The sequence below is a fragment of the Sphaerisporangium sp. NPDC049002 genome, from assembly GCF_040649355.1.
Lineage (GTDB): Bacteria > Actinomycetota > Actinomycetes > Streptosporangiales > Streptosporangiaceae > Sphaerisporangium.
Genome location: NZ_JBEZFH010000021.1, coordinates 15078 through 36018 on the forward strand (window position 1 = coordinate 15078; position 20941 = coordinate 36018).

Annotated in this window: 15 protein-coding genes; 10 read left to right on the forward strand and 5 right to left on the reverse strand. The window is 69.3% G+C overall.

Going from position 1 to position 20941, the window contains the following annotated elements; all coding sequences use genetic code 11:
* Nucleotides 1–85 precede the first annotated feature (85 nt).
* On the forward strand, nucleotides 86–1372 hold the full coding sequence (locus AB0B89_RS07385) for an MFS transporter (protein ID WP_358549523.1): 1287 nt from the start codon (nucleotides 86–88) through the stop codon (nucleotides 1370–1372).
* A 58-nt stretch (nucleotides 1373–1430) separates the two neighbouring features.
* On the opposite strand, the gene AB0B89_RS07390 is transcribed toward AB0B89_RS07385, so the two are convergent.
* The 4 genes from AB0B89_RS07390 to AB0B89_RS07405 all read right to left on the reverse strand — a co-directional run bounded on the left by AB0B89_RS07390 (nucleotide 1431) and on the right by AB0B89_RS07405 (nucleotide 5279).
* Nucleotides 1431–2105: a cupin domain-containing protein gene (locus AB0B89_RS07390; protein ID WP_358549526.1), complete on the reverse strand. Its 675-nt coding sequence runs from the start codon at nucleotides 2103–2105 to the stop codon at nucleotides 1431–1433.
* A complete protein-coding gene (locus AB0B89_RS07395) occupies nucleotides 2102–2989 on the reverse strand; it encodes a PmoA family protein (protein ID WP_358549529.1) in 888 nt (295 codons plus the stop codon). Before AB0B89_RS07395 ends, AB0B89_RS07390 begins: the two co-directional genes overlap by 4 nt.
* The gene (locus tag AB0B89_RS07400; RefSeq protein WP_358549531.1) at nucleotides 2986–4026 is read right to left on the reverse strand and encodes a Gfo/Idh/MocA family oxidoreductase; all 1041 of its coding nucleotides are present in this window, start codon (nucleotides 4024–4026) and stop codon (nucleotides 2986–2988) included. Before AB0B89_RS07400 ends, AB0B89_RS07395 begins: the two co-directional genes overlap by 4 nt.
* A gap of 236 nt (nucleotides 4027–4262) precedes the next feature.
* Nucleotides 4263–5279, reverse strand: coding sequence for a LacI family DNA-binding transcriptional regulator (locus tag AB0B89_RS07405; RefSeq protein WP_358549534.1), 1017 nt, complete (start codon nucleotides 5277–5279; stop codon nucleotides 4263–4265).
* Between the two features lie 264 nt (nucleotides 5280–5543).
* On the opposite strand from AB0B89_RS07405, the gene AB0B89_RS07410 reads away from it, so the two are divergent.
* The 6 genes from AB0B89_RS07410 to AB0B89_RS07435 all read left to right on the forward strand — a co-directional run bounded on the left by AB0B89_RS07410 (nucleotide 5544) and on the right by AB0B89_RS07435 (nucleotide 14866).
* Complete coding sequence (locus AB0B89_RS07410; RefSeq protein ID WP_358549537.1) at nucleotides 5544–6812, forward strand: extracellular solute-binding protein; 1269 nt, start codon at nucleotides 5544–5546, stop codon at nucleotides 6810–6812.
* A gap of 54 nt (nucleotides 6813–6866) precedes the next feature.
* Nucleotides 6867–7868, forward strand: coding sequence for a sugar ABC transporter permease (locus AB0B89_RS07415; RefSeq protein ID WP_358549540.1), 1002 nt, complete (start codon nucleotides 6867–6869; stop codon nucleotides 7866–7868).
* Complete coding sequence (locus AB0B89_RS07420; protein ID WP_358549543.1) at nucleotides 7865–8752, forward strand: carbohydrate ABC transporter permease; 888 nt, start codon at nucleotides 7865–7867, stop codon at nucleotides 8750–8752. Before AB0B89_RS07415 ends, AB0B89_RS07420 begins: the two co-directional genes overlap by 4 nt.
* 64 nt (nucleotides 8753–8816) lie before the next feature.
* Entirely contained in the window at nucleotides 8817–10208 is a 1392-nt protein-coding gene (locus AB0B89_RS07425) for a cellulase family glycosylhydrolase (RefSeq protein ID WP_358549545.1), read from the forward strand.
* A 17-nt stretch (nucleotides 10209–10225) separates the two neighbouring features.
* Nucleotides 10226–13213: an endo-1,4-beta-xylanase gene (locus tag AB0B89_RS07430; RefSeq protein WP_358549548.1), complete on the forward strand. Its 2988-nt coding sequence runs from the start codon at nucleotides 10226–10228 to the stop codon at nucleotides 13211–13213.
* A 120-nt stretch (nucleotides 13214–13333) separates the two neighbouring features.
* Complete coding sequence (locus AB0B89_RS07435) at nucleotides 13334–14866, forward strand: glycoside hydrolase family 43 protein (RefSeq protein ID WP_358549550.1); 1533 nt, start codon at nucleotides 13334–13336, stop codon at nucleotides 14864–14866.
* A gap of 96 nt (nucleotides 14867–14962) precedes the next feature.
* Here AB0B89_RS07435 and AB0B89_RS07440 read toward each other — a convergent pair whose 3' ends face one another.
* The gene (locus AB0B89_RS07440) at nucleotides 14963–15130 is read right to left on the reverse strand and encodes a hypothetical protein (RefSeq protein ID WP_358549553.1); all 168 of its coding nucleotides are present in this window, start codon (nucleotides 15128–15130) and stop codon (nucleotides 14963–14965) included.
* 434 nt (nucleotides 15131–15564) lie between these two features.
* On the opposite strand from AB0B89_RS07440, the gene AB0B89_RS07445 reads away from it, so the two are divergent.
* The 3 genes from AB0B89_RS07445 to AB0B89_RS07455 all read left to right on the forward strand — a co-directional run bounded on the left by AB0B89_RS07445 (nucleotide 15565) and on the right by AB0B89_RS07455 (nucleotide 20653).
* Nucleotides 15565–17940: a 5'-nucleotidase C-terminal domain-containing protein gene (locus AB0B89_RS07445; protein ID WP_358549556.1), complete on the forward strand. Its 2376-nt coding sequence runs from the start codon at nucleotides 15565–15567 to the stop codon at nucleotides 17938–17940.
* 254 nt (nucleotides 17941–18194) lie between these two features.
* Complete coding sequence (locus AB0B89_RS07450) at nucleotides 18195–20234, forward strand: cellulose binding domain-containing protein (RefSeq protein WP_358549559.1); 2040 nt, start codon at nucleotides 18195–18197, stop codon at nucleotides 20232–20234.
* Between the two features lie 134 nt (nucleotides 20235–20368).
* Nucleotides 20369–20653, forward strand: a complete 285-nt coding sequence (locus tag AB0B89_RS07455; RefSeq protein ID WP_358549562.1) for a hypothetical protein — start codon at nucleotides 20369–20371, stop codon at nucleotides 20651–20653.
* Nucleotides 20654–20941: the final 288 nt, after the last annotated feature.

Sequence of the window (20941 nt, forward strand, 5' to 3'; positions counted from 1 at the left end):
AGCCGGGCCGGCGGATGGCAGGTCTTCAGCGGGAGGGCCGGTGCGACCAAGATCCCGGCACCCCTCACTACCAGGAGCCACGCTGGTGAGTACTGTTCCCCCGGTCACGCCGCCGGCCGGCGTCCCTGTCGCCCTCGCCGAGCCCGTGCGCCGGGTGGGGCCGCGCTGGATCACGTTCATCTCGCTGGCGAACCTCGCCCTGTGGATGGCCTTCTTCGGCCCCCTGCAGGTGCTGCTGCCCCAGCAGATCGCGGCGGCCGACCCCGCGGGCAAGGAGGCCGCCCTGGCCTGGGTGACCGGCCTCGGCGCCGCCGTCGCCCTGGTCCTCAGCCCCGTGGCGGGCGCCCTGTCCGACCGTACGGCGGGCCGCTTCGGCAGGCGCCACCCGTGGACGCTGGCGGGCGCGGTGGCGGGCGGTCTCGGCCTGGCCTTCCTCGCCTTCCAGGGCACGGTCGCGGGTGTGGCGATCGGCTGGTGCCTGGCGCAGGCCGGGCTCAACGCCATGCAGGCCTCGCTCACGGCGGGGGTGCCCGACCACGTGCCGGTGAGCCAGCGCGGCCAGGTGTCCGGGTGGATCGGCGTCCCGCAGACGCTGGGGGTGGTGCTGGCGGTCGTGGTCGTGACGATGGTCGCCACGACCACCAGGTCCGGATACCTGCTGATCGGCGCGCTGGTCCCGCTGTGCGTGCTTCCGTTCGTGTTCACCACCCCCGACGCGCGGCTGCCCGCCGCGCACCGGAGGCCTTTCGACGTCAGGGAGTTCCTGCGGGGCTTCTGGATCAGCCCGCGCGAGCACCCGGACTTCGCCTGGGCCTGGCTGACCCGGTTCCTGATGCAGCTCGGGAACGCCATGGCCCTGCTCTACCTGCTCTACTTCCTCACCGACGCGGTCCACTACGAGCGGCGGTTCCCCGGCCAGAAGGCCGAGGACGGCCTGCTCGTGCTCATCCTGATCTACACGGCGACCGTCGTGCTCACCACGGTCGTCAGCGGCGTGGTCTCCGATCGCCTGGGCCGCCGCAAGACCCTCGTGACGGTCTCGGGCGTCATCAGCGCGGTGCCCGCCGTGATCATGGCCTTCTGGCCCGAGTGGACGATGGTCATGGTGGCCGCGGTCATCATGGGCGTCGGCTTCGGCATCTACCTCTCGGTGGACAACGCGCTGGTCACCCAGGTGCTCCCGGCCGCTTCGGGCCGGGCGAAGGACCTCGGGGTCATCAACGTCGCCAACACGGGCCCGCAGGTGCTCGGCCCGGTGATCGCGGGCCCGATCGTGGCGAGCCTCGGCGGCTATCCCGTCCTCTTCCTCACCGCGGCCGCGCTCGCGCTGGTCGGCGCGGGCCTGGTGTGGAAGATCCGGTCCGTGCCCTGACGGCGTGCTCCACCGAGATCGGAGCCCAAGGGGCCGGACCCCGGCCGGCGGTGCCCGGTCAGCCGTCGAGCAGGTAGGTGTCGAGCCTGCCGCACATGCCGAGCCGGGCCTCGGGGGAGGCCGTCATGACCCGGGCCTGCCTGAGGTGGCCGGCGTCGCCCTCGCGCAGCGCCTGGAGGTGGACCCCGGTGACCTCGGCGGCCTGGTGCGCCCCCTCCCTCCACCGCTTCTCGAAGGCGTCCAGCTTGCCGGAGACGATGCGCGCCGCCTGGCTGTGGAAGGCCGCCAGGGCGTCGCGCCCGTTGTCCCGCAGCTCCCGGAAGCCCTCGATCGCCACGTCACGGCGGCGCCGCGCCCCCTCGGCGTCGGTGATCGCGGAGATCTCGCCGTACATGACCGGGTCGGCCAGCACGGAGGGCGGAAAGGTGAAGACCGCGTCCCCGGCCTCGGGCAGGCCGCTGTTCTGCATGACGACCACGATCCTCAGCCGCCCGTCGTCGTTGACCAGCCGGTGGACGGTCCCGGGGGTGAACCAGACCACGGCCCCGGGTTCGAGGGGCGTCACGGCGTACCCCTCCCAGGTCAGCGTCTGGACCGACCCGGTGCCCTCGACCACGATGTAGGCCTCCGAGCAGAGCAGGTGCATGTGCGGAGAGCCGCCGCAGACGCCGTCGGCCGAGGACCAGTCGTAGACCCGCAGCCCGGACACGCCGACGCCGCCGGGAAAGCTCATGGACGCACCTCCAGGGGGTGGGCGCGCACGTACGCCTCCAGCCGGTCGCGGTCCCAGGCGCCGTCCGCGACGACCACGCGGTAGCGGTGGCGCAAGGTCGCGCCGGCGGGCAGCTCGACCTCCTCGAAGAACGCCAGGGAGGGGTTCACGGCGGCGAAGGGGGTGGTGCGCACGAACCAGGTGGTGCCGGGTGCGGCGAGGAACAGAAGGGTCGAGGCGCGGTCCACCTCGTCGTGCTCGCCGGTGTAGGCGAGCCAGGACGCGGTGCGCCCCATCATCTCGGGGCCGCCCTGCCCGTCCGCCGCGATCACCCGGCCGTCGGCGAAGGACCTCGGGCCCCGCCAGAACAGCCCGCTGTACCCGGCCATGAGCCTGCCCTCGGTCGTCGGGCTGCCGAAGCGCAGCGGCTCTCCGCGCACGTTGGTGATCGAGGTGGAGAAGTCGAGCGCCCAGGAGTCGTCCTCGGTGTCCCGTACGGCCAGCTCCCGCACCTCGTCCACCCAGTGCTCTCCGGCCTGCGTGTGCCAGGTCAGGCGCTCGCGGCCGGGGGAGGTGAACTCCTCGTGGCGCATCGTGCCGACGTTCGGCAGGTCGGCGTAGCCCCGCTCGCGCACGTAGCTGACGCCGCCCCAGAAGTTCTGGCCCGACAGGTGGGAGACCGTCATCTGCAGGCCCTTGTGCCAGCGGTGGTCGTGCGGCCGGTAGGCGGTGACGACGTCGCCCGCCGGCGTTCGCAGCGGGTGGAAGTACGGCTTGGACCCCTCGAAGGCGGGCATCTCGGGCCGGTAGACGTACCGCATCAGCTCGACGCCGTCCGCCTCGGCGACCAGCTCGGTGCCGGTGTCCTTCAGCGGGTGGCTCACGGGGGCGCTGGTGCCGTTCACAGGGTCGAACCTCCGTCGAGGCGATGGTAGAAGGGGTTGTCGACGGTCAGCTCCGACCGCCGCACGGGCCTGCCGGTGAACGCCGAGGCGTACAGCCCGGTGACGAACTCCAGCGTCCGCCGCCCCTCGGCGCCGCTCAGCGGAGGTCGCTCGCCTCGCTCGTAGGCGTCCAGCAGGGCCGAGAGCTGGGCGGCGTGGGAGCTCGGCACGTCGTCCGGGGGGTTCCACAGCTCGGGCGGAGTGCAGGTCCAGCCGCGGTTGTCGTAGCCGTACAGGTGCCTGAGTTCCACGGTGGCCTCGGCGAAGTCGAAGCGCAGGTAGCTCTCCTCGCGGCGGGACAGCACGCTGTTGACCACGGAGGCCATGGCGCCGCTGTCGAACCTGACCGACGCCATGGACACGTCCTCGGTCTCCACAGGGCGGTCGATCCGGCGGGCCATGGCGCGGATCTCCTCCCAGTCGCCGAGGACCGACAGCATCAGGTCCATCTGGTGGATGCCGTGCCCCATGGTCGGGCCGCCGCCCTCGGTCTCCCACGTGCCGCGCCACGGCACCGAGTAGTACGTGCTGTCGCGGTACCAGGCGGTCACGCACAGGGCGACCATCGGGCGGCCGAGTTCCCCGCTCGCGGCCAGGCGGCGCAGATGGCGGGCCCCCGAGCCGAAGCGGTGCTGGAAGACCACGGCGGCGAAGGTGCCGCGCTCCGCCGCCGTGATCCGATCATTTTCCGCCAGTGACAGGCACAGCGGTTTCTCACACCACACCCACGTCCCGGCGCGCAGGCATTCCACGATCTGGCGCGCGTGGATGTAGGGCGGTGTGCAGATGTGGACGAGGTCGGGCCGCTCGCGGGCCAGCATCTCGCCGAGGTCGGTGTAGGCCTGGGGGATCCCGTGCTCGGCGCAGAACGACTTGGCCCTCGAGCCGTCGACGTCGACGGCGGCCACGACCTCGGCCCTGTGGCGTTCTCCGGCGAGGGCGGGCAGGTGGCACGCGCCCGCTATGCCGCCCGTGCCGACGATGGCGACGCGGATCATCCGGCGTGCCCCCTGCCGCCGGGCACGATCGTGGTCGGCGAGCGCGGGGTCGATGGCGGCATGGCGGCGATGGTGGCATGCGCTCGTCTGGGCACCCGGAGTCCTTCCGAAAGTTTCAGAAGATTTACGAGACTTTTCGCGCCCTGAAACCTAGGCGGGTTCGCGGCATCCGTCAAGACCTCGCGCCACTGACCCGGCGGAGGTGCGAAAGCTTTCGGGTCGGCGGGTGCCCGGCGCTACCGGGGGCGGGGCGGGGCGGTGCTGTCCCTGACCAGCAGATCGGTCGCCAGCTCGACCCGCCGGGTCTCCGGGGACTCTCCCTGGGAGATCTCCAGCGCCATGCGGGTCGCCAGGGCCGCCATCTCCTCCAGCGGCTGGCGGACCGTGGTCAGCGGCGGCCACGCCGAGCGCGCGAGCGGCAGGTCGTCGAACCCGACCACGCTCAGGTCGTCGGGGACGCGCAGCCCGGCCCGCCGCGCCGCCTCGAACACGCCGAACGCCTGCATGTCGCTGCCCGCGAAGATCGCCGTGGGCGGGTCGGGCAGCTCCAGGAACGCCTTGCCGTGAACGTGGCCGGAGTCCACCAGGAAGTCGCCGTTGCGGATCAGCTCCGGGTCGACCGTCACCCCGGCGGTCTCCAGGGCGGCGCGGTAGCCGTCGATGCGCGCCCGGCTGCACAGCATCTCGGGCGGCCCGCCGATCATGCCGATGCGGCGGTGGCCCAGCTCCAGCAGGTGGCGCGTGGCCGCCAGCCCGCCGTGCCAGTTGGTCGCCCCGACCGAGGCGACGTCCGGGGCGGGCTCCCCCTCCGGGTCGACGATGACGAAGGGGATGGAACGGGCCAGAAGCTGGCCGTGCTGGCGGCGGGTCAGCCGCGAGGCCACGAGGACCACGCCGTCCGTACGGCGGGCCGCGATGCGGTCGAGCCAGTCACGGCCGGGCCCCGAGTGGGTGTGCAGGACCGAGACGACCACCGCGGCCTCGGCCTCGCGGGCGGCGGTCTCGGCCCCGCGGATGATCTCGATGGCCCAGGGGCTCTCGATCTCGGCGAAGACCAGGTCGACCAGACCGACCGGGCCGTCCCCCTGGCCGGTGCGCCGCTTGTAACCGTGTTCGTGGAGCAGGCGCTCGACTCGCCGGCGCGTCTCCGGTGCGACCTCGGGGCGACCGTTGACGACTTTGGAGACCGTGGGGACCGAGACCCCGGCCTCCTCGGCGATCAGAGCGATGGTGACCCGCCTCTTCGCTGACATGCGACGGAGTGTATCCGAAAGCTTTCGGAATTTCCTCGCAGGGTCCCGTTCGCGGGGCCGTCCATTCCCGGGTGGGCTGCCCTGGGTATCCCCAACGAGGCGCGCGTGGCTATTGACGTGTAACGAGCGCTTTACGTACTCTCCGGGTCACGAAATATTCGGGGGTGCAAAAGAAAGTTTCAGAGCGCGAGTCTCCCGGCTGTCGCAGCGGGTTCGTAGATCAGGAAGGGAACCACAGAGATGTCGTTGAGTCGGCGAGGTGTGGTGTTACTGGCGGCTGCCGGGCTGTTTCTCGGAGGTTGCGGCGGCCAGGGGAGCACGGGGGACAGTGGCGGCGGGACCTCCTCGTCCTCCGCGAAGGTCACTGTCGAGTGGTGGAACATCTCCACGACCGAGCCGATGAAGTCGTTCTGGGCCAAGAAGGTCAAGGAGTACCAGGCCTTGCACCCGAACGTCACCATCAAGAATGTACCGATCGAGAACGAGGCCTTCAAGGCGAAGCTGTCGACGGTCACCCAGTCGGGCAAGACGCCCGACATCTACACCACCTGGGGCGGCGGTGTGCTCAAGCAGCAGATCGACGCCGGGCTCGTGAAGGACCTCACCTCCGAGGCGGCGACCTGGATCGCCGACTTCACCCCGGCCTCGCTCCAGGCGTACCAGTTCGACCAGAAGACCTACGGGATCCCCTACGACATCGGCATGGTGGGCTTCTGGTACAACAAGGCGCTGTTCGCCAAGGCGGGCGTCACCGTGCCGCCGGCCACGTGGACCGAGTACCTCGACGCCGTCAGGAAGCTCAAGGCCGCGGGGATCACCCCGATCGCCCTGGCCGGCAAGGAGAAGTGGCCCGGCCACTACTACTGGGCCTACCTGGCCATGCGCATCGCCGGCCTTGACGCGCTCAAGCAGGCCGCGATCGACGACGACTTCACAGGGCCCGACTTCGTGGCGGCCGGCGCGCGGCTGAAGGAACTCGTCGACCTCCAGCCGTTCCAGAAGGGCTTCCTCGGCGCCGGCTACGGAACCCCCGACGGCCAGGCCGCGACCGTGGGGAACGGCAAGGCCGCCATGGAGCTGATGGGCCAGTGGGCTCCGGTCGTCCAGAAGGACGCCGGCAAGGGACTCGGAGACGACCTCGGCTTCTTCGGATTCCCCTCGGTCGAGGGCGGCAAGGGCTCGGCGACGGACGCCTTCGGCGGAGGCAACGGGTTCGCGGTGGGCGTGAACGCGCCCCCGGAGGCGGCCGACTTCCTCAAGTTCATCTCCGAGAGCGCGAACCACCGCCAGGCGGTCGAGATGAACGCGCTGTTGCCCGTGCTCAAGGGCGAGGAGGACGCGGTCAAGGACGTGAACCTCGGGGTGGTCGCCAAGACGCTCGCCGGTGCCAGCGGGTTCCAGCTGTACCTCGACCAGGCCTACCCGCCGGCGGTGGGCCAGGAGGTCAACGACAGCGTGGCGGCGCTCATCGCGGGCTCCAAGACTCCCGACCAGGTGGCGCAGGCCATCACCCAGACGGCCAAGTCCGAGTAGGTGACGACGGGCGGGCCGGGCGGGACGCCCGGCCCGCGGGCGGAGTGGAGTGAGATGACACGTCCGGCGCTAACGGATGAACGACCGGCGCCCACGGCGGGGTCGCCGAGGACGGCCGGGCCGGCGGCCACCCCGTCGGCCCGCCGTCGCCGGTTCGGGGGTCTGGCGACGATCACGCTTTTCCTGCTCCCCGCGCTGGTGCTGTTCGGCCTGCTGGTCCTCGCGCCGATCGCCGTCGCCATGTACACCAGCGTGTTCAAGTGGAACGGCCTGGGCGGGATGCCGTCCGACTTCGTCGGGCTCGACAACTTCACCCGGATGTTCGCCGACGAGGTGTTCGTCGGCGACCTGCGGCGCGGCCTGGTCCTGATCGTCTTGTCGATCACCGTCCAGCTCCCGCTCGCGCTGGCCATCGCCATGCTGCTCAACCAGAAGATGCGCGGGCGGGCGTTCTACCGGCTGTTGTTCTTCGCCCCGTACGTGCTGTCGGAGGTGATCACCGGCGTCCTGTTCACCATGATCCTCTCCCCGGAAGCGGGCCTGGCCAACCAGATGCTCGGCGCCGCCGGCCTGGAGTCGCTGCGGTCCAGCTGGCTCGCCGAGCCGTCCACGGTCATGATGTCGCTGTTCCTGGTCATGACGTGGAAGTACTTCGGCTTCCACATGATCCTCTACCTGGCCGGCCGCCAGGGCATCCCGAAGGAGCTGGGCGAGGCCGCCTCGATCGACGGGGCGGGGAGCTGGACCCAGTTCCGCTACGTGACCCTGCCGCTGCTCGGGCCGACGATCAGGATCAGCGTCTTCCTGTCGGTCATCGGGGCGATCCAGCTGTTCGACCTGGTGTGGGTGCTCACCAGCGGAGGGCCGATCCACTCCTCCGAGACCATGGCCGTGACCATGTTCCAGTTCGGCTTCAAGCGGTCCCAGGTCGGCTACGCCAGTGCCATCAGCGTCGTGATGTTCCTCATCAGCCTCGTCTTCGCGCTGGGCTACCAGCGGTTCGTCCTGCGCCGCGACACCGAAGGAGCGATCACCACCATGCGAGACCAGCGATGACCGCGCCCGCCCAGGCGCCGGCCCGCACGCCCGGCCACGCCCGGCCGGCCGCTCCCGTCCGGCTCCCGTGGCTCAGGTCCCTCTCGCTGCACGCGATCGTGCTGGTGCTCGGCGCGTTCGTCGTCGTGCCGTTCGTCTTCGGCGTGGTCGGCGGCTTCAAGGACACCGGCCAGCTCTCCACCAACCCCTTCGGACTGCCCTCGCCGTGGGTGCCGGAGAACTACACCGACATCCTGGCCTCGGGCTCGTTCTGGCGCCAGCTCGTCAACAGCACGTTCATCGCGCTGGCGACGATGGTCATCACCGTCGGCCTGGCGGCCATGGCGGCGTTCGTGTTCGCCCGCTTCGCGTTCAGGGGCAGGGAGTTGCTGTTCACGCTGTTCGCCGTCGGGCTGATGTTCCCGTTCGCGGTGGCGATCCTGCCGCTGTTCATCCTCCTGCGCACCCTCGGGCTCCTGGACAACCCGTTCGGGGTGGTCCTGCCGCAGGCCGCCTTCGGGCTGCCGGTGACGATCATCGTCCTGCGGTCGTTCTTCAGGACCATCCCGCGCGAGGTGGAGGAGGCCGCGACGATCGACGGCTGCACCAGCTTCGGGTTCTTCTGGCGGATCCTGCTGCCGATGGCCCGGCCCGCCCTGGCCACCGTCTCGGTCCTCGCGATCGTCGCGAGCTGGAACAACTTCTTCCTGCCGCTGGTCATCTTCAACGACCCCAACTGGTCGACCATCCCGCTCGGCGTCCAGCAGTTCTACGGCCAGTACTCCTCCGACACGGCTCGCATCCTCGCCTACGTCGTGCTCGCGATGGTGCCCGCCCTGGCGTTCTACGCCGTCGCCGAGCGGCAGCTCATCGGCGGCCTCACGGCGGGAGCGACGAAGGGATGACCCCGCGCCTTCCACGGTCCATCGAGCTTCACGGCCTTCACGGCTTATCACCAAGGAGTGCGGAATGACCCTGCGTGTGTCCGGATCCCGCCTCGTCGAGGCCGACGGAACCTCCGTGCGGCTGCGGGGGGTGGGCCTTGGGGGCTGGATGAACATGGAGAACTTCATCACCGGCTACCCGGCCGACGAGTCGTCGATGCGCGACGCCGTGCGCAAGGTGCTGGGCGAGGAGCGGCAGGAGCTGTTCTTCGACCGGCTGCTGACGTCCTTCTTCGGCCCCGAGGACGCCGCCCTGCTCGAAGGCATGGGCGTCAACTGCGTGCGCATCCCCGTGAGCTACCGGCACTTCGAGTCCGACGACCGGCCGATGGAGATCGTCGAAAGCGGGTTCCGCCGGCTCGACCGCGTGATCGGCCTGCTGGCGGAGCGGCGCATCTACAGCGTGATCGACCTGCACGCGCTGCCGGGCGCGCAGAACCAGCACTGGCACTCCGACAACCCCACCCACGTGGCGTCGTTCTGGCGGCACCGGCACTTCCAGGACCGCGCCGTCCACCTGTGGGAGGCGATCGCCGACCACTACAAGGACCACCCGTGGGTGGCGGGGTACAACCCGGTCAACGAGCCGGGCGACGCCGCCGGGCGGGTGATCGGGCCCTTCTACGACCGCCTGGTCAAGGCGCTGCGCGCGGTGGACCCCTCCCACGTGCTCTTCCTCGACGGCAACACCTACTCCACCGACTTCTCGATCTTCCGTGAGGTGTACGAGAACACGGTGTTCGTCTGCCACGACTACGCGCTGGCGGGGTTCGCCCACGGCGGGCCCTACCCCGGGTACACGCGGGGCGAGTGGGTCGACCGAGGGCAGCTTGAGCGGGCCTTCGAGAAGCGCACGACCTTCCAGCGCGAGACCGGCACGCCGCTGTGGGTGGGGGAGTTCGGCCCGGTCTACACCGGGGACCCGGCCGTGGACGAGCAGCGCTACCAGATCCTCGCCGACCAGCTGGACATCTTCGACGGGTACGAGGCCGGCTGGTCGCTGTGGACGTACAAGGACGTGGGGCTCCAGGGCCTGGTGCACGCCGACCCCGACGGGCCGTACCTGCGCCGCTTCGGCGACTTCGTGGCCAAGAAGAAGCGGCTCGGGGCCGACCGGTGGGGCTCGACCATGGAGGAGTCGGGCGACGTCCTGGCGCCGCTGCACCGGCTCATGGAGAGCGAGTTCCCCCTGTGGGACCCGTATCCCTGGGGCGCCCGCTACCAGGTGGACGACCTCATCCGGCACATCCTCGTCGCGCAGGCGCTCGTGCCCGAGTACGCCTCCCTGTTCGCCGGGCTGGACGACGGCGAACTGGTCGCCCTGGCCGACTCCTTCGCGCTCGGGAACTGCGTGCGCCGCGACCCCCTGATCGACCTCCTGACCTCCAACCTCGTACGACCTGGCTCATCTACCTGACCTTTGAGGAGACCAGCATGCGCTTACCCCGTTCCTGGGTGGCGGCTGTCCTGTTATGCCTTCCCTTGTCCGTGCTCTCGCCCCTGGCGGCGCAGGCCGAACAAGCCGTGCAGATTGCGAAATATGACTTCGAAGACGGCACCACGCAGGGATGGGGGCCACGGGGTTCCGGGGTCGCGGTCAGGGTGGCCCCGGACACCGCCCATTCGGGGAGCGGCTCCCTGCTGACCACCGGCAGGACCGCGACCTGGCACGGCGCCACCATCAGCCCGCCGCTGGAGAAGGGGGTGACGTACGCGGTCACCGCCTACGCCCGCCTCGCCGCCGGGCAGCCGTCCAGCACGATCGCGCTCACCGCGCAGCGCACCCCCGCGGGCGGGACGACCACCTACGAGCGGGTCGGCGCCGCCACGGTCACCGACGCGGCCTGGACGGAGATCGCCGGCACGTACACCTACACAGAGGACTCCACCGAGCTGCAGCTGTACGCCGAGAGCTCGGACGCCACCGGCGAGTACTACCTGGACGACATCACGATCACCACGGACACCGATCCCGGGCAGTCGGGCGTGACCAGCGACTTCGAGAGCGGCACCGCGCAGGGATGGACGTCGCGCGGCTCGGCCACGCTGACGGTCAGCACGGCTGAGGCCCACGGCGGCGCCGCGAGCCTGCTGGCCACGGGCAGGTCGGCCTCTTGGGACGGCCCCTCGCTCAACGTCCTCGGCAAGATGACCAAGGGATCGAAGTACACGCTGTCGCTGTGGGTGCGGCTCGGGCCGGACACGGCCTCGGGCGAGCTGGGCCTGTCGGTGGAGCGGCGCCTCGCCGGCACCGCGAGCTACGACCGGGTGGTGGCGCCCACCGCGATCACCGCCGGGCAGTGGGTGGAGCTGAAAGGTTCATACACGCCGGCCTACGACGTGGACTTCCTCAGCGTCTACGTGGAGTCCGGAAGCGGCGCCTTCCCGTTCTCGATCGACGACTTCACACTGGCGTACGTGCCGCCGAAGCCGATCGAGACCGGTATCCCCTCGCTCAAGGACAAGCTCTCCTTCGACGTCGGAGCGGCCGTCGCGCGCGCCCAGACCCTGGGTGAGCACGGGCGCCTGCTCACCAAGCACTTCGACAGCGTGACCCCGGGCAACGCGCTGAAGTGGGACGCCACAGAGCCCCGCGAGGGCGAGTTCACCTTCGGTGACGGCGACTACCTGGTGGACTACGCCACCGAGCACGGCCTGAAGTTCCGAGGTCACACGCTCGCCTGGCACAGCCAGACCCCCGACTGGGTGTTCAAGGACGGCGACCGCGACCTGACCGCCACCCCGGCGGACAAGGCGCTGCTGCTGAAGCGGCTGGAGAACCACGTCAGAGCGGTCGTCGGCCGCTACAAGGGCAGGATCCAGACCTGGGACGTGGTCAACGAGGTCGTGGACGAGAACCAGCCCGACGGCATGCGCCGCAGCCCGTGGTTCCTGGTCACCGGCTACGACTTCATCCGCACGGCGTTCCGCGTCGCCCACGAGGTGGACCCGGCCGCCAAGCTGGTGCTCAACGACTACAACACCGAGCTGCCGCGCAAGCGCCAGGCCGTCTACAACCTGGTGAAGAAGCTCAGGGGCGAGGGAGTGCCGGTGAACGCCGTCGGCCACCAGCTCCACGTCAACATCGAACAGGCCCCGGCCTCGGAGATCGAGAAGACCATCGAGCTGTTCGCAGGACTCGGGGTCGACCAGCAGGTCACCGAGCTGGACGTCAGCGTCTACACCGACTTCGTCTCCTCCTACACCGCCGTGCCGGCCGAGGTCCTGGCCCAGCAGGGGTACCGGTACAAGGAGATCTTCGACGTCTTCCGCCGTCAGGCCTCCCACCTGTCGTCGGTCACGGTCTGGGGCCTCGGCGACGACGGAACCTGGCTGTCGTCCTTCCCGATCACCCGGCTCAACCCGCCGCTGCTGTTCGACGACGAGCTCCAGGCCAAGCCGGCGTACTGGGGCGTGGCCGACCCGTCCCGCCTGCCGCCGCTCACGCGCAGGCTCGACGCGCCGAAGGCGACCGTCAAGGTCGACGGAGAGCGCGAGCGGCAGTGGGACCTGCTGCCCGACGCGCCGATCGCCCGGGTGGGCGACCTCGCCGCCGGGTTCCAGGCCCGCTGGTCGACCGCCGGCCTCGCCGTGCTGGCCGAGGTACGCGACCCGACGTGCGACAAGGCGGACACGGTGACCGTGCGGCTCGGTGGCACCGCGTACGTCATGAAGCGCGACGGGCGTGCCCGATGGTTCGACACGCGGGCCGCCAAGGGCGGCTACCGCGTGGAAGCGCTCCTTCCCGCCGAGGCGGCGCTCGGCGGGAAGGTCCCCTTCGAGCTGGTCGCGCACGACGCCAAGGGAGAGGTCTCCTGGAAGGGCGAGCTGACCCTCACCGCGGCGGTGCGTCAGACCACGGCCCCACGGGGCACGCCGGTCGTCGACGGGGTCGCCGACGCCGCCTGGGCCAGGGCCCCGGAGATCCGCACCGCCACCTGGATCCAGGGCACCACAGGCGCCACCGCCACCGTACGGGCGCTGTGGGACTCAGGGCACCTGTACGTGCTCGCGCGCGTCACCGACCCGGCGCTCAGCGAGGCGTCGCCGAACCCGTGGGAGCAGGACTCCGTCGAGATCTTCGTCGACCCCGGGAACGGCAAGACCAAGGGATATGACGATGACGACGGGCAGTACCGCGTCTCCTTCTCGGGGAAGCGGACCGTCGGCGGCACCTTCGACGCCTTCGCCGTCAAGGACAACCTGACGAGCGCGGCGAAGGTCGTGCCTGGTGGCTACGTCGTCGAGGCGTCCATCAAGCTGCCGACCATCACCCCGGCCAAGGGCGGCCTCCTCGGCTTCGACATCCAGGTCAACGACGCGACCGCCGCCGCCCGTACGGCAGCCGTGACCTGGAACGACTCCTCCGGCCAGTCGTACCTGAGCACGGCCGGCTGGGGGGTGCTGGAACTGACCGGTTGACCCTGGCACCGGCCGGTACGGGGGATCGGTTCCCGTACCGGCCGGGCTCCGGGAGGTACGGGGAGTGGTCCTCCTACCGGCCCGGCTCCGGAAGACGATCAACGAGAAAGGCCGCGTGCGGTGCGCTTCAGCAACCCGATCCTGCCGGGGTTCCACCCGGACCCGTCGATCTGCCGGGTGGACGACGACTACTACCTGGTGACCTCGACCTTCGAGTGGTTCCCCGGCGTGCCGATCTTCCACAGCAAGGACCTGACGCACTGGCGGCAGATCGGGCACGTGCTCGACCGGGCGTCCCAGCTCCCGGTCGACGGCGTACGGCCGAGCGGCGGCATCTACGCGCCCACGCTCAGACACCACGACGGCGTCTTCTACATGATCACGACCTTGGTGGACGGGCTGATGGAGACGGGCAACTTCCTCGTCACCGCCACCGACCCCGCCGGGCCGTGGAGCGAGCCCTACTGGCTGCCGGAGACCGAGGGGTTCGACCCGTCCCTGTTCTTCGACGACGACGGCCGGGTGTGGGCGCACGGCACCCGCCCCGCCCGGCCCCAGCGGTACGAGGGGCACACCGAGATCTGGCTGCGCGAGCTGGACCTCGACGGCATGAAGCTCGTCGGCGAGGAGCACGTGCTCTGGGACGGCGCGGTCAAGGGCGCGATCTGGGCCGAGGGGCCGCACCTCTACAAGGTCGACGGCACCTACTACCTGCTGGTGTCCGAGGGCGGTACCGAGCACGACCACGCCCTGAGCGTCGCCCGCGCGGACACGGTGGCCGGGCCGTACACCGGGAACCCGCGCAACCCGGTGCTCACCCACCGCAACCTCGGCCGCGACCATCCCATCGTGGGCACCGGCCACGGGGACCTGGTCCAGACGCCGGGCGGGGAGTGGTGGATGGTGCTCCTCGCCATGCGGCCGTACGGCGGCTACCACTACAACCTCGGCCGCGAGACCTTCCTGACCCGGGTGCGCTGGGAGGAAGGGTGGCCCGTCCCCGGCCCGGTCGAGCTCACCGCCGAGGGGCCGGATCTTCCCCAGCACCGTTGGCCGGCCGAGCCCGCCTGCGACAACTTCGACGCCGTACGGCTGGCGCCCGGCTGGAACCACCTGCGCACGCCGCGCGAGCCGTACTGGACGCTCACCGAGCGCCCCGGGCACCTGCGCCTGCGGGGGCGGCCGGAGTCGCTCACCGAGTGGACCAACCCGAGCCTCGTCGCCCGGCGGCAGTGCCACGCCCACTTCGCCGTGCACGCCGCGATGGAGTTCACCCCCTCGGGTGGTGAACGCGCCGGTCTGGCCCTGCTTCAGAACGACGACTTCCACATCCTGCTGGTGATGACCACCGGCGGCCTCGTCGTGATCAGGAGGGAGGGCGGCGTCGACCGCACGCTCGCGCAGGCGGACGTGCCGGGTGGCCGGCTCTGGCTCGGCGTCGAGGCGCACGAGCAGGAGTACCAGATGTCGTACGCGACCTCGCCGGGGGACTGGCACCCGCTGGGCGACCCGGTGGACGGCCGGATCCTCAGCACCTCCCTCGCCGGAGGCTTCATCGGCGCCTGCATCGGCATGTACCTCTCCGGCGAAGGCCACCCCACCGGCAACATCGCCGACTTCGACTGGTTCGAATACCTCCCTCTTTCGCACTGAAGCCCCGATCTCGGGCACGACCCGTTCGATCGAGGCCTCGGTGAGCAGAGGAGATGCGCGCCCTGCCCACCGACGCCGGAGGGACGTTGAACGAAATCAGAAGGGGTCAGGCAGGAGCCAGGAAATCGGCTTGATCTTGGAGACACTGACGGACATGCCGACGAGTTTCGTGTCGACTGTCGCGACGTCGGTGATGTGCAGGCGCTCGGCCATCGCGATCACGGCTGCGTCGACTACCCCATCGGTGCGCCGCAGGATGATCAAGCTCCGCCAGAAGGCCTCTGGTCACCAGTTACGAGTCAGTAATTGATGGTCAGTGAGCGGCCTTAACCGCGAGTAGGTCAACCAGAAAGACAAGCGACTCATTCGGCGGGATCGCACGTTTTCCGGCTGCGCCGTAGGCCCGCCGCGGCCGGGATGGCGAGTTCGCCGGGCCACCGACCTTATGCCACGCAGACCCTTGTCCCAGCCCTCGATGACCTGGCCCGCCCCAACACAAAGGTGAACGGGGCTTGCTGATGCCAGGACGCGTCGAACGCAGGTGCAGGCATGAACCCGGTGCGCGCCCCGGCCATCTCCCCGCTAAATAATTGTCCAACATTGTTCACGTTAGTACGTCAATGTGCCTGCTTGACGTGATTTGTACTTTTCTTCCAGACTTGCGAACCCTGATCACCCGCCAGGAAGGACCGTCACCCGTGTTAACAGCCTCGACCGCCTACCAGAGACGAGTAGGCATCGTCGCCCTTTTGCTCGCGTGCCTCGCCGCGATCGGGCTGCCGGTCGCCCACGCCGAGCCGAGCTCTGACGACAGCGTCTCCGTCACGGTCATGAACACGACCGATCTACATACCCACCTCTTCAACTGGGACTACTACGCGGATAAACCGGACACAGGGCGTGGCCTGGCCAGGGTCTCCAGCCTCATCGAGAAGGTCCGGGTCGAGAAGGGCCGAGACCACACTCTGCTGCTCGACAACGGCGACACGATCCAGGGCACGCCGCTGGGTAGCTACTACGCCAGGACCGAGCCGATCACCATGGGTACGATCCACCCGATGGCCGAGGCGATGAACGCGATCGGCTACGACGTCATGACCTTGGGCAACCACGAGTTCAACTACCGGATCGAGACTCTGCGAGCGTTCGAAAAGCAGGTCGACTTCCCGATACTCGGCGCCAACGTTCACGACTGGAACAGCGGCGAGCCCGCTTTCACCCCCTACATCATCAAGACGATGTCGATCGAGGGGCACGATCCGATCCGCGTGGGCATCCTCGGTCTGACCACACCCGGCTCCGCCATCTGGGACAAGTCCAACGTTGAAGGGCGGCTTCGCTTCAACGGGATCGTCGAAGAAGCGAAGAAGTACGTACCGATCATCCGCGACCAGGGTGTGGACATCCTCGTCGCCTCCGTCCACTCCGGCACCAGCACGGGCTCGTCGTACGGCGACCAGATCCCGTTCCCCGAGAATGCCTCCACGCTGCTCGCCCAGGAGGTCCCCGGCATCGATGTGATCATCGCCGGGCATTCTCACAGCGAGATCCCGCAGCAGTTGGTCACCAACAAGGCCACCGGTAAGCAGGTGCTTGTCACCCAGGCAGGCTCCTGGGGCAAGGTTCTCGGTGTGGTCGACATCGATCTCGCGAAGGTCGACGGTCAGTGGAGCGTCGCCTCGAAGTCGTCCAAGCTGCTGCAGGCGAGCACCGCGACCGACGACCCGAAGATCATCGCGTTGACCGCCGCGGCGCAGCAGAAGGTGGTCGATCACGTCAACGGTGTCATCGGCACGTCTCTCGGGACCATGCCGATGCGGGAGGCCCACTACAAGGACGTCGCCGCACTGGACTTCATCAACTACGTCCAGGCGGAGGTCGTGAAGAAGGGCCTGGCGGGCACGCCCGAAGCATCCCTTCCGGTCCTCTCCCTGGCTGCGCCTTTCGACGCCAAGGCCGTCATCCCGAAGGGGAACGTCACGATCCGTGACATGGCGGGAGCGTACATCTACGACAACACGCTGATCGGCGTGAAGATGAACGGCGCCCAGATGAAGGACTTCCTGGAGTGGTCGGCGAAGTTCATGAAGCAGGTGTCGGTTCCCGGCCCGTACAAGCCGGGCACCGTGACCGGTAACGGCCCGGCGTACAACTACGACGTCGCACGGGGACTGACCTACGACATCGACGTCTCCAAACCCGGTGGGGAGCGGATCATCAACCTCTCCTTCAACGGGGCGCCCCTGGACCCCGCCCAGGAGTTCGTGGTCGCGACCAACAACTACCGCCAGAACGGCGGCGGCAACGCGCCCCACATCGCCACCGCGCCGATCGTCTTCAACCCCCTCACCGAGGTGAGGGACGAGATCATCGACTGGGTGGTGGAACACGAGACCATCGACCCGGCCGCGTTCGCGCGTGTGGACTGGCGTCTGGTGTACAAGGGCGAGCCGGCCCTGGTCCTGGACACCGTCGCCACTCTGACCCCGAGCTCCACCGAACTCAGCTTCGGAAATCAGCCGACCGGGGAGCAGAGCGACCCGATGGCGGTGCGCTTCACCAACACCAGCCAGCCCACGATCACCGTCAACTCCGTCGAAGTGCCCGCGGGCTTCGTCGTCTCCGATGACACGTGCCAGGGCCGGCAGCTTGCCTCGGGTGCCTCCTGCAGCGTGTCCGTGGCGTTCAAGCCGACCGCCGGTACGACCTACACCGGAAACCTGGTCGTCCGAAGCACCGCCGCCAACAGCCCGACCACGGTGGCACTCAGCGGAACCGCACTCGGTGTTCCGCTGACCGCGACCGCCTCATCCCGCTGCGTGGGCACGTCGGCGTACGTGGCGGTGACGGCCGTCAACGACGCCTCGGTGCCGGCGAACGTGACGCTGTCGACCCCCTACGGTTCCAAGACCGTGGCCGACGTCGCCCCGGGCAAGCAGGCGTACCAGTCCTTCAACACCCGGACCGGGCGGCTCGCCGCCGGCACGGTGAACGTGACGGGCACCGCGACGATCGGTGGCAAGCAGGTCACCTCGTCCTACGACGCCGCCTACACCGCGACCAGCTGCGCCTGACCGGACCGGCGGTGGCCGCGGTAATGCGCCGTAGGTGCCCGGGGACGCCGCCTTCAGCGAACCGGGGCCGGTCGATTCGGCCGGCCCCGGCCCTGCACCCATAAACGGAGCGATCCGCCCGGCACGGCGACCGTACGGAGTGAAACTTTCACCGACGGTTGACGCCCGTGGCGCACAGCCCGCAGGATCATGGGGTCTCCCTGGTCAGGAGGGGGCGTCGACTGAATTGCCGCTACCCATGACGAGGTGTGCCCATGCTCAATGTCCCCTCACGGATCGCGTCCGCCGTCCTGCTGACCCTGGTCGCCCTGAACGTTCCCCCCGCGTACGCCGACGACGTCACCCCGGTCTCGGTGACCGTCAACGCGCGCGCCGCACTCGCCACCGTCCCCGAAACCGGCATCGGCACCAACCATGCGATCTGGGACAGCAATCTGGGCACCGACGAGACCTCGGACCGGCTCAAGGACGCGGGCGTGAAACTGCTGCGCTATCCCGGCGGCTCCTACTCCGACATCTATCACTGGGCCGACCACACCGCTCCCGGCGGCTACGTCGCTCCCAACACCGATTTCGACACCTTCATGCGTGGCGTGCGGCGCACCGGGGCGCAGGCGATGGTGACCGCCAACTACGGCACCGGCACCGCCAACGAGGCCGCCGGCTGGGTCCGCTACGCCAACGTCACCAAGAAGTACGGCGTCAAGTACTGGGAGATCGGCAACGAGAACTACGGCAACGGCCACTACGGCTCCGCCTGGGAGGCCGACGACCACGCCGACAAGAGCCCGGCCGAGTACGCGCGCAACGTCGTCGCCTACGCCGAGGCGATGAAGGCGGTCGATCCGACCATCAAGATCGGCGCTGTGCTGACCACAGCGGGCGACTGGCCCGACGGGCTGGTCGCCGGCGGCGACGACGGAACCTGGAACAAGGTCGTCCTGTCGATCGCCGGACCGAAGATCGACTATGTGGTCCTGCACTGGTACCCCGGCGCCTTGGACAAGGCCGGCCGCGTGCCCGACATGATCTATCTCACCCGCCGGCAGATCGCCGAGTACGCGGGGCCCGGGTCGGAGCGGATCGGCATTTCGATGACCGAGTTCAACACCGGGACCAGCAGCAACGGTACGAACACCCAGCCCGGTGCGCTCGCCGCCGCCGACGCCTACGCGACGCTGCTCGCGAACGGCGTGTTCACGGTCGACTGGTGGAACGTGCATAACGGCATCGGCAGTGTCACGCAGGTCGCGGGGCACACCGACTACGGCGACTTCGGCCTGCTGTCGAGCGCGACCTGCACCTCCGACGGCAGCGTGTGCGAGCCGGCCTTGAACACACCCTTCGCGCCGTACTACGCGCTGCAGATGACGAGCAGGTTCGCCCGTCCCGGCGACCAGTTCATCCGGGCCGCCACCGACCAGGCGAAGGTCAGCGCGCACGCCGTCCGCCGCCCCGACGGCGATCTGGCGGTCCTGTTGATCAATACCTCGCCCGACACGTCCTTCCCGGTCACGATCGGTTATTCCGGCTTCAACCCGGCCTCCGGGGCGCCGGTCGTGCTGACCCACACCAACGGCGCCACCGACATCACCGGCTCGACCTCGGGGAGCGCGACCAGCCGGACGCTGCCGCCGCTGTCGCTGACCACGATCGTTGTGCATCCCAGCTCTGCGCAGACCGGACTGCCGGGCGCGCCGGGGCAGCCGACGGCCTCGAACGTGACGGACAAGACCGCCACGATCTCCTGGCCCGCCGCCTCCGCCGGGACGCGCCCGATCGTGAAGTACGAGGTCTACCGCCACGACGGAGCCGTCGGCGAGCAGCTCGGTGAGACCGCCGGTAACTCCTTCACCGTCAACAACCTCAAGCCGGGCACGGGCTACACGGTCAACGTGGTCGCGCGGGACAGCGGCGGCGGCGTCTCGTCGGCCTCCCCGCCCCTCACGTTCACGACCGGCACGCCCGCCTCCAGTTCCTGCACGGTACGGCTGACCGACCAGTCCGACTGGGGCAACGGCTACGTCGGCGCCATCGACATCACCAACAATGGCGCACTGATCAACGGCTGGACCCTGAACTTCAGCTGGCCCAGGACGTGGCAGAGCCTGGGCAGCGGCTGGAGCGCCGTCTGGACGCAGAACGGCTCGAACGTCAAGGTCGTCAACGAGCCGAACAACGGCTCGCTGCCGACCGGCGCGTCGACCACGATCGGCTTCGTCGGCAACTACAGCGGCCCGAACATCCTCCCCGCCGTCTTCACCCTCAACGGAACCGTCTGCGCAACGCGGTAGCACTGGTAGCACCGTCCGGGGTCGTCCCGCGCGGACGCCCCCGGACACGCACCCGAAGCCGCGAAGCGGGCGCGTCACGGCACCTGCGCACGCCGCGCGAGCCGTACTGGACGCTCACCGAGCGCCCCGGGCACGTGCGGCTGCGGGGACGGCCGGAGTCGCTCACCGAATGGACCAATCCGAGCCTCGTCGCCCGGCGGCAGCGGCACGCCCACTTCGCAGTGCACGCCGCCATGGAATTCACCCCCTCAGGTGGGGAGCGTGCAGCTCGCCGGAGACTTCATCGGCACCTACATCTGCATGTAAGTCTCCGGCGAAGGCCACCCAAGCGACAACGTCGCCGACTTCGACTGGTTCGAATACCTGCCACTGCCGGACTGAAACCCGGAGATCGCCACCGCATCGACGATTCGCGGTAGCGGCACTGCTCCCTGCGGACCGGACGTCCCCGCGCATCGCCCCCTGATCTGGTCGAGCTGGGTCCACACGAAGGTCGAGGTAGGCCGTATATCCGGATATGTCGGACTGTATCGTGAACTAGGCTCACAAATGGACGGTAATCGCTTGCGGCAACGAATGTGTCGCTGTACGGTGCCGTACACAGAGCCGACACTGGGTTCGGGGGGTACCTGGTCGGCCTGGACGGATCGCGGGAGAGGGTCCGCCCGTTCATGTCAGCTCTAGCGCTTCGCTAGGGATGGAGGTGG

What these genes read in the sequence shown, in the direction of transcription:
- AB0B89_RS07390 (WP_358549526.1), bottom strand. Translation starts at nt 2,105, where the DNA reads ATGAGCTTTCCCGGCGGCGTCGGCGTGTCCGGGCTGCGGGTCTACGAC.
- AB0B89_RS07400 (WP_358549531.1), bottom strand. Translation starts at nt 4,026, where the DNA reads ATGATCCGCGTCGCCATCGTCGGCACGGGCGGCATAGCGGGCGCGTGC.
- AB0B89_RS07405 (WP_358549534.1), bottom strand. Translation starts at nt 5,279, where the DNA reads ATGTCAGCGAAGAGGCGGGTCACCATCGCTCTGATCGCCGAGGAGGCC.
- AB0B89_RS07415 (WP_358549540.1), top strand. Translation starts at nt 6,867, where the DNA reads ATGACACGTCCGGCGCTAACGGATGAACGACCGGCGCCCACGGCGGGG.
- AB0B89_RS07420 (WP_358549543.1), top strand. Translation starts at nt 7,865, where the DNA reads ATGACCGCGCCCGCCCAGGCGCCGGCCCGCACGCCCGGCCACGCCCGG.
- AB0B89_RS07425 (WP_358549545.1), top strand. Translation starts at nt 8,817, where the DNA reads ATGACCCTGCGTGTGTCCGGATCCCGCCTCGTCGAGGCCGACGGAACC.
- AB0B89_RS07430 (WP_358549548.1), top strand. Translation starts at nt 10,226, where the DNA reads ATGCGCTTACCCCGTTCCTGGGTGGCGGCTGTCCTGTTATGCCTTCCC.
- AB0B89_RS07450 (WP_358549559.1), top strand. Translation starts at nt 18,195, where the DNA reads ATGCTCAATGTCCCCTCACGGATCGCGTCCGCCGTCCTGCTGACCCTG.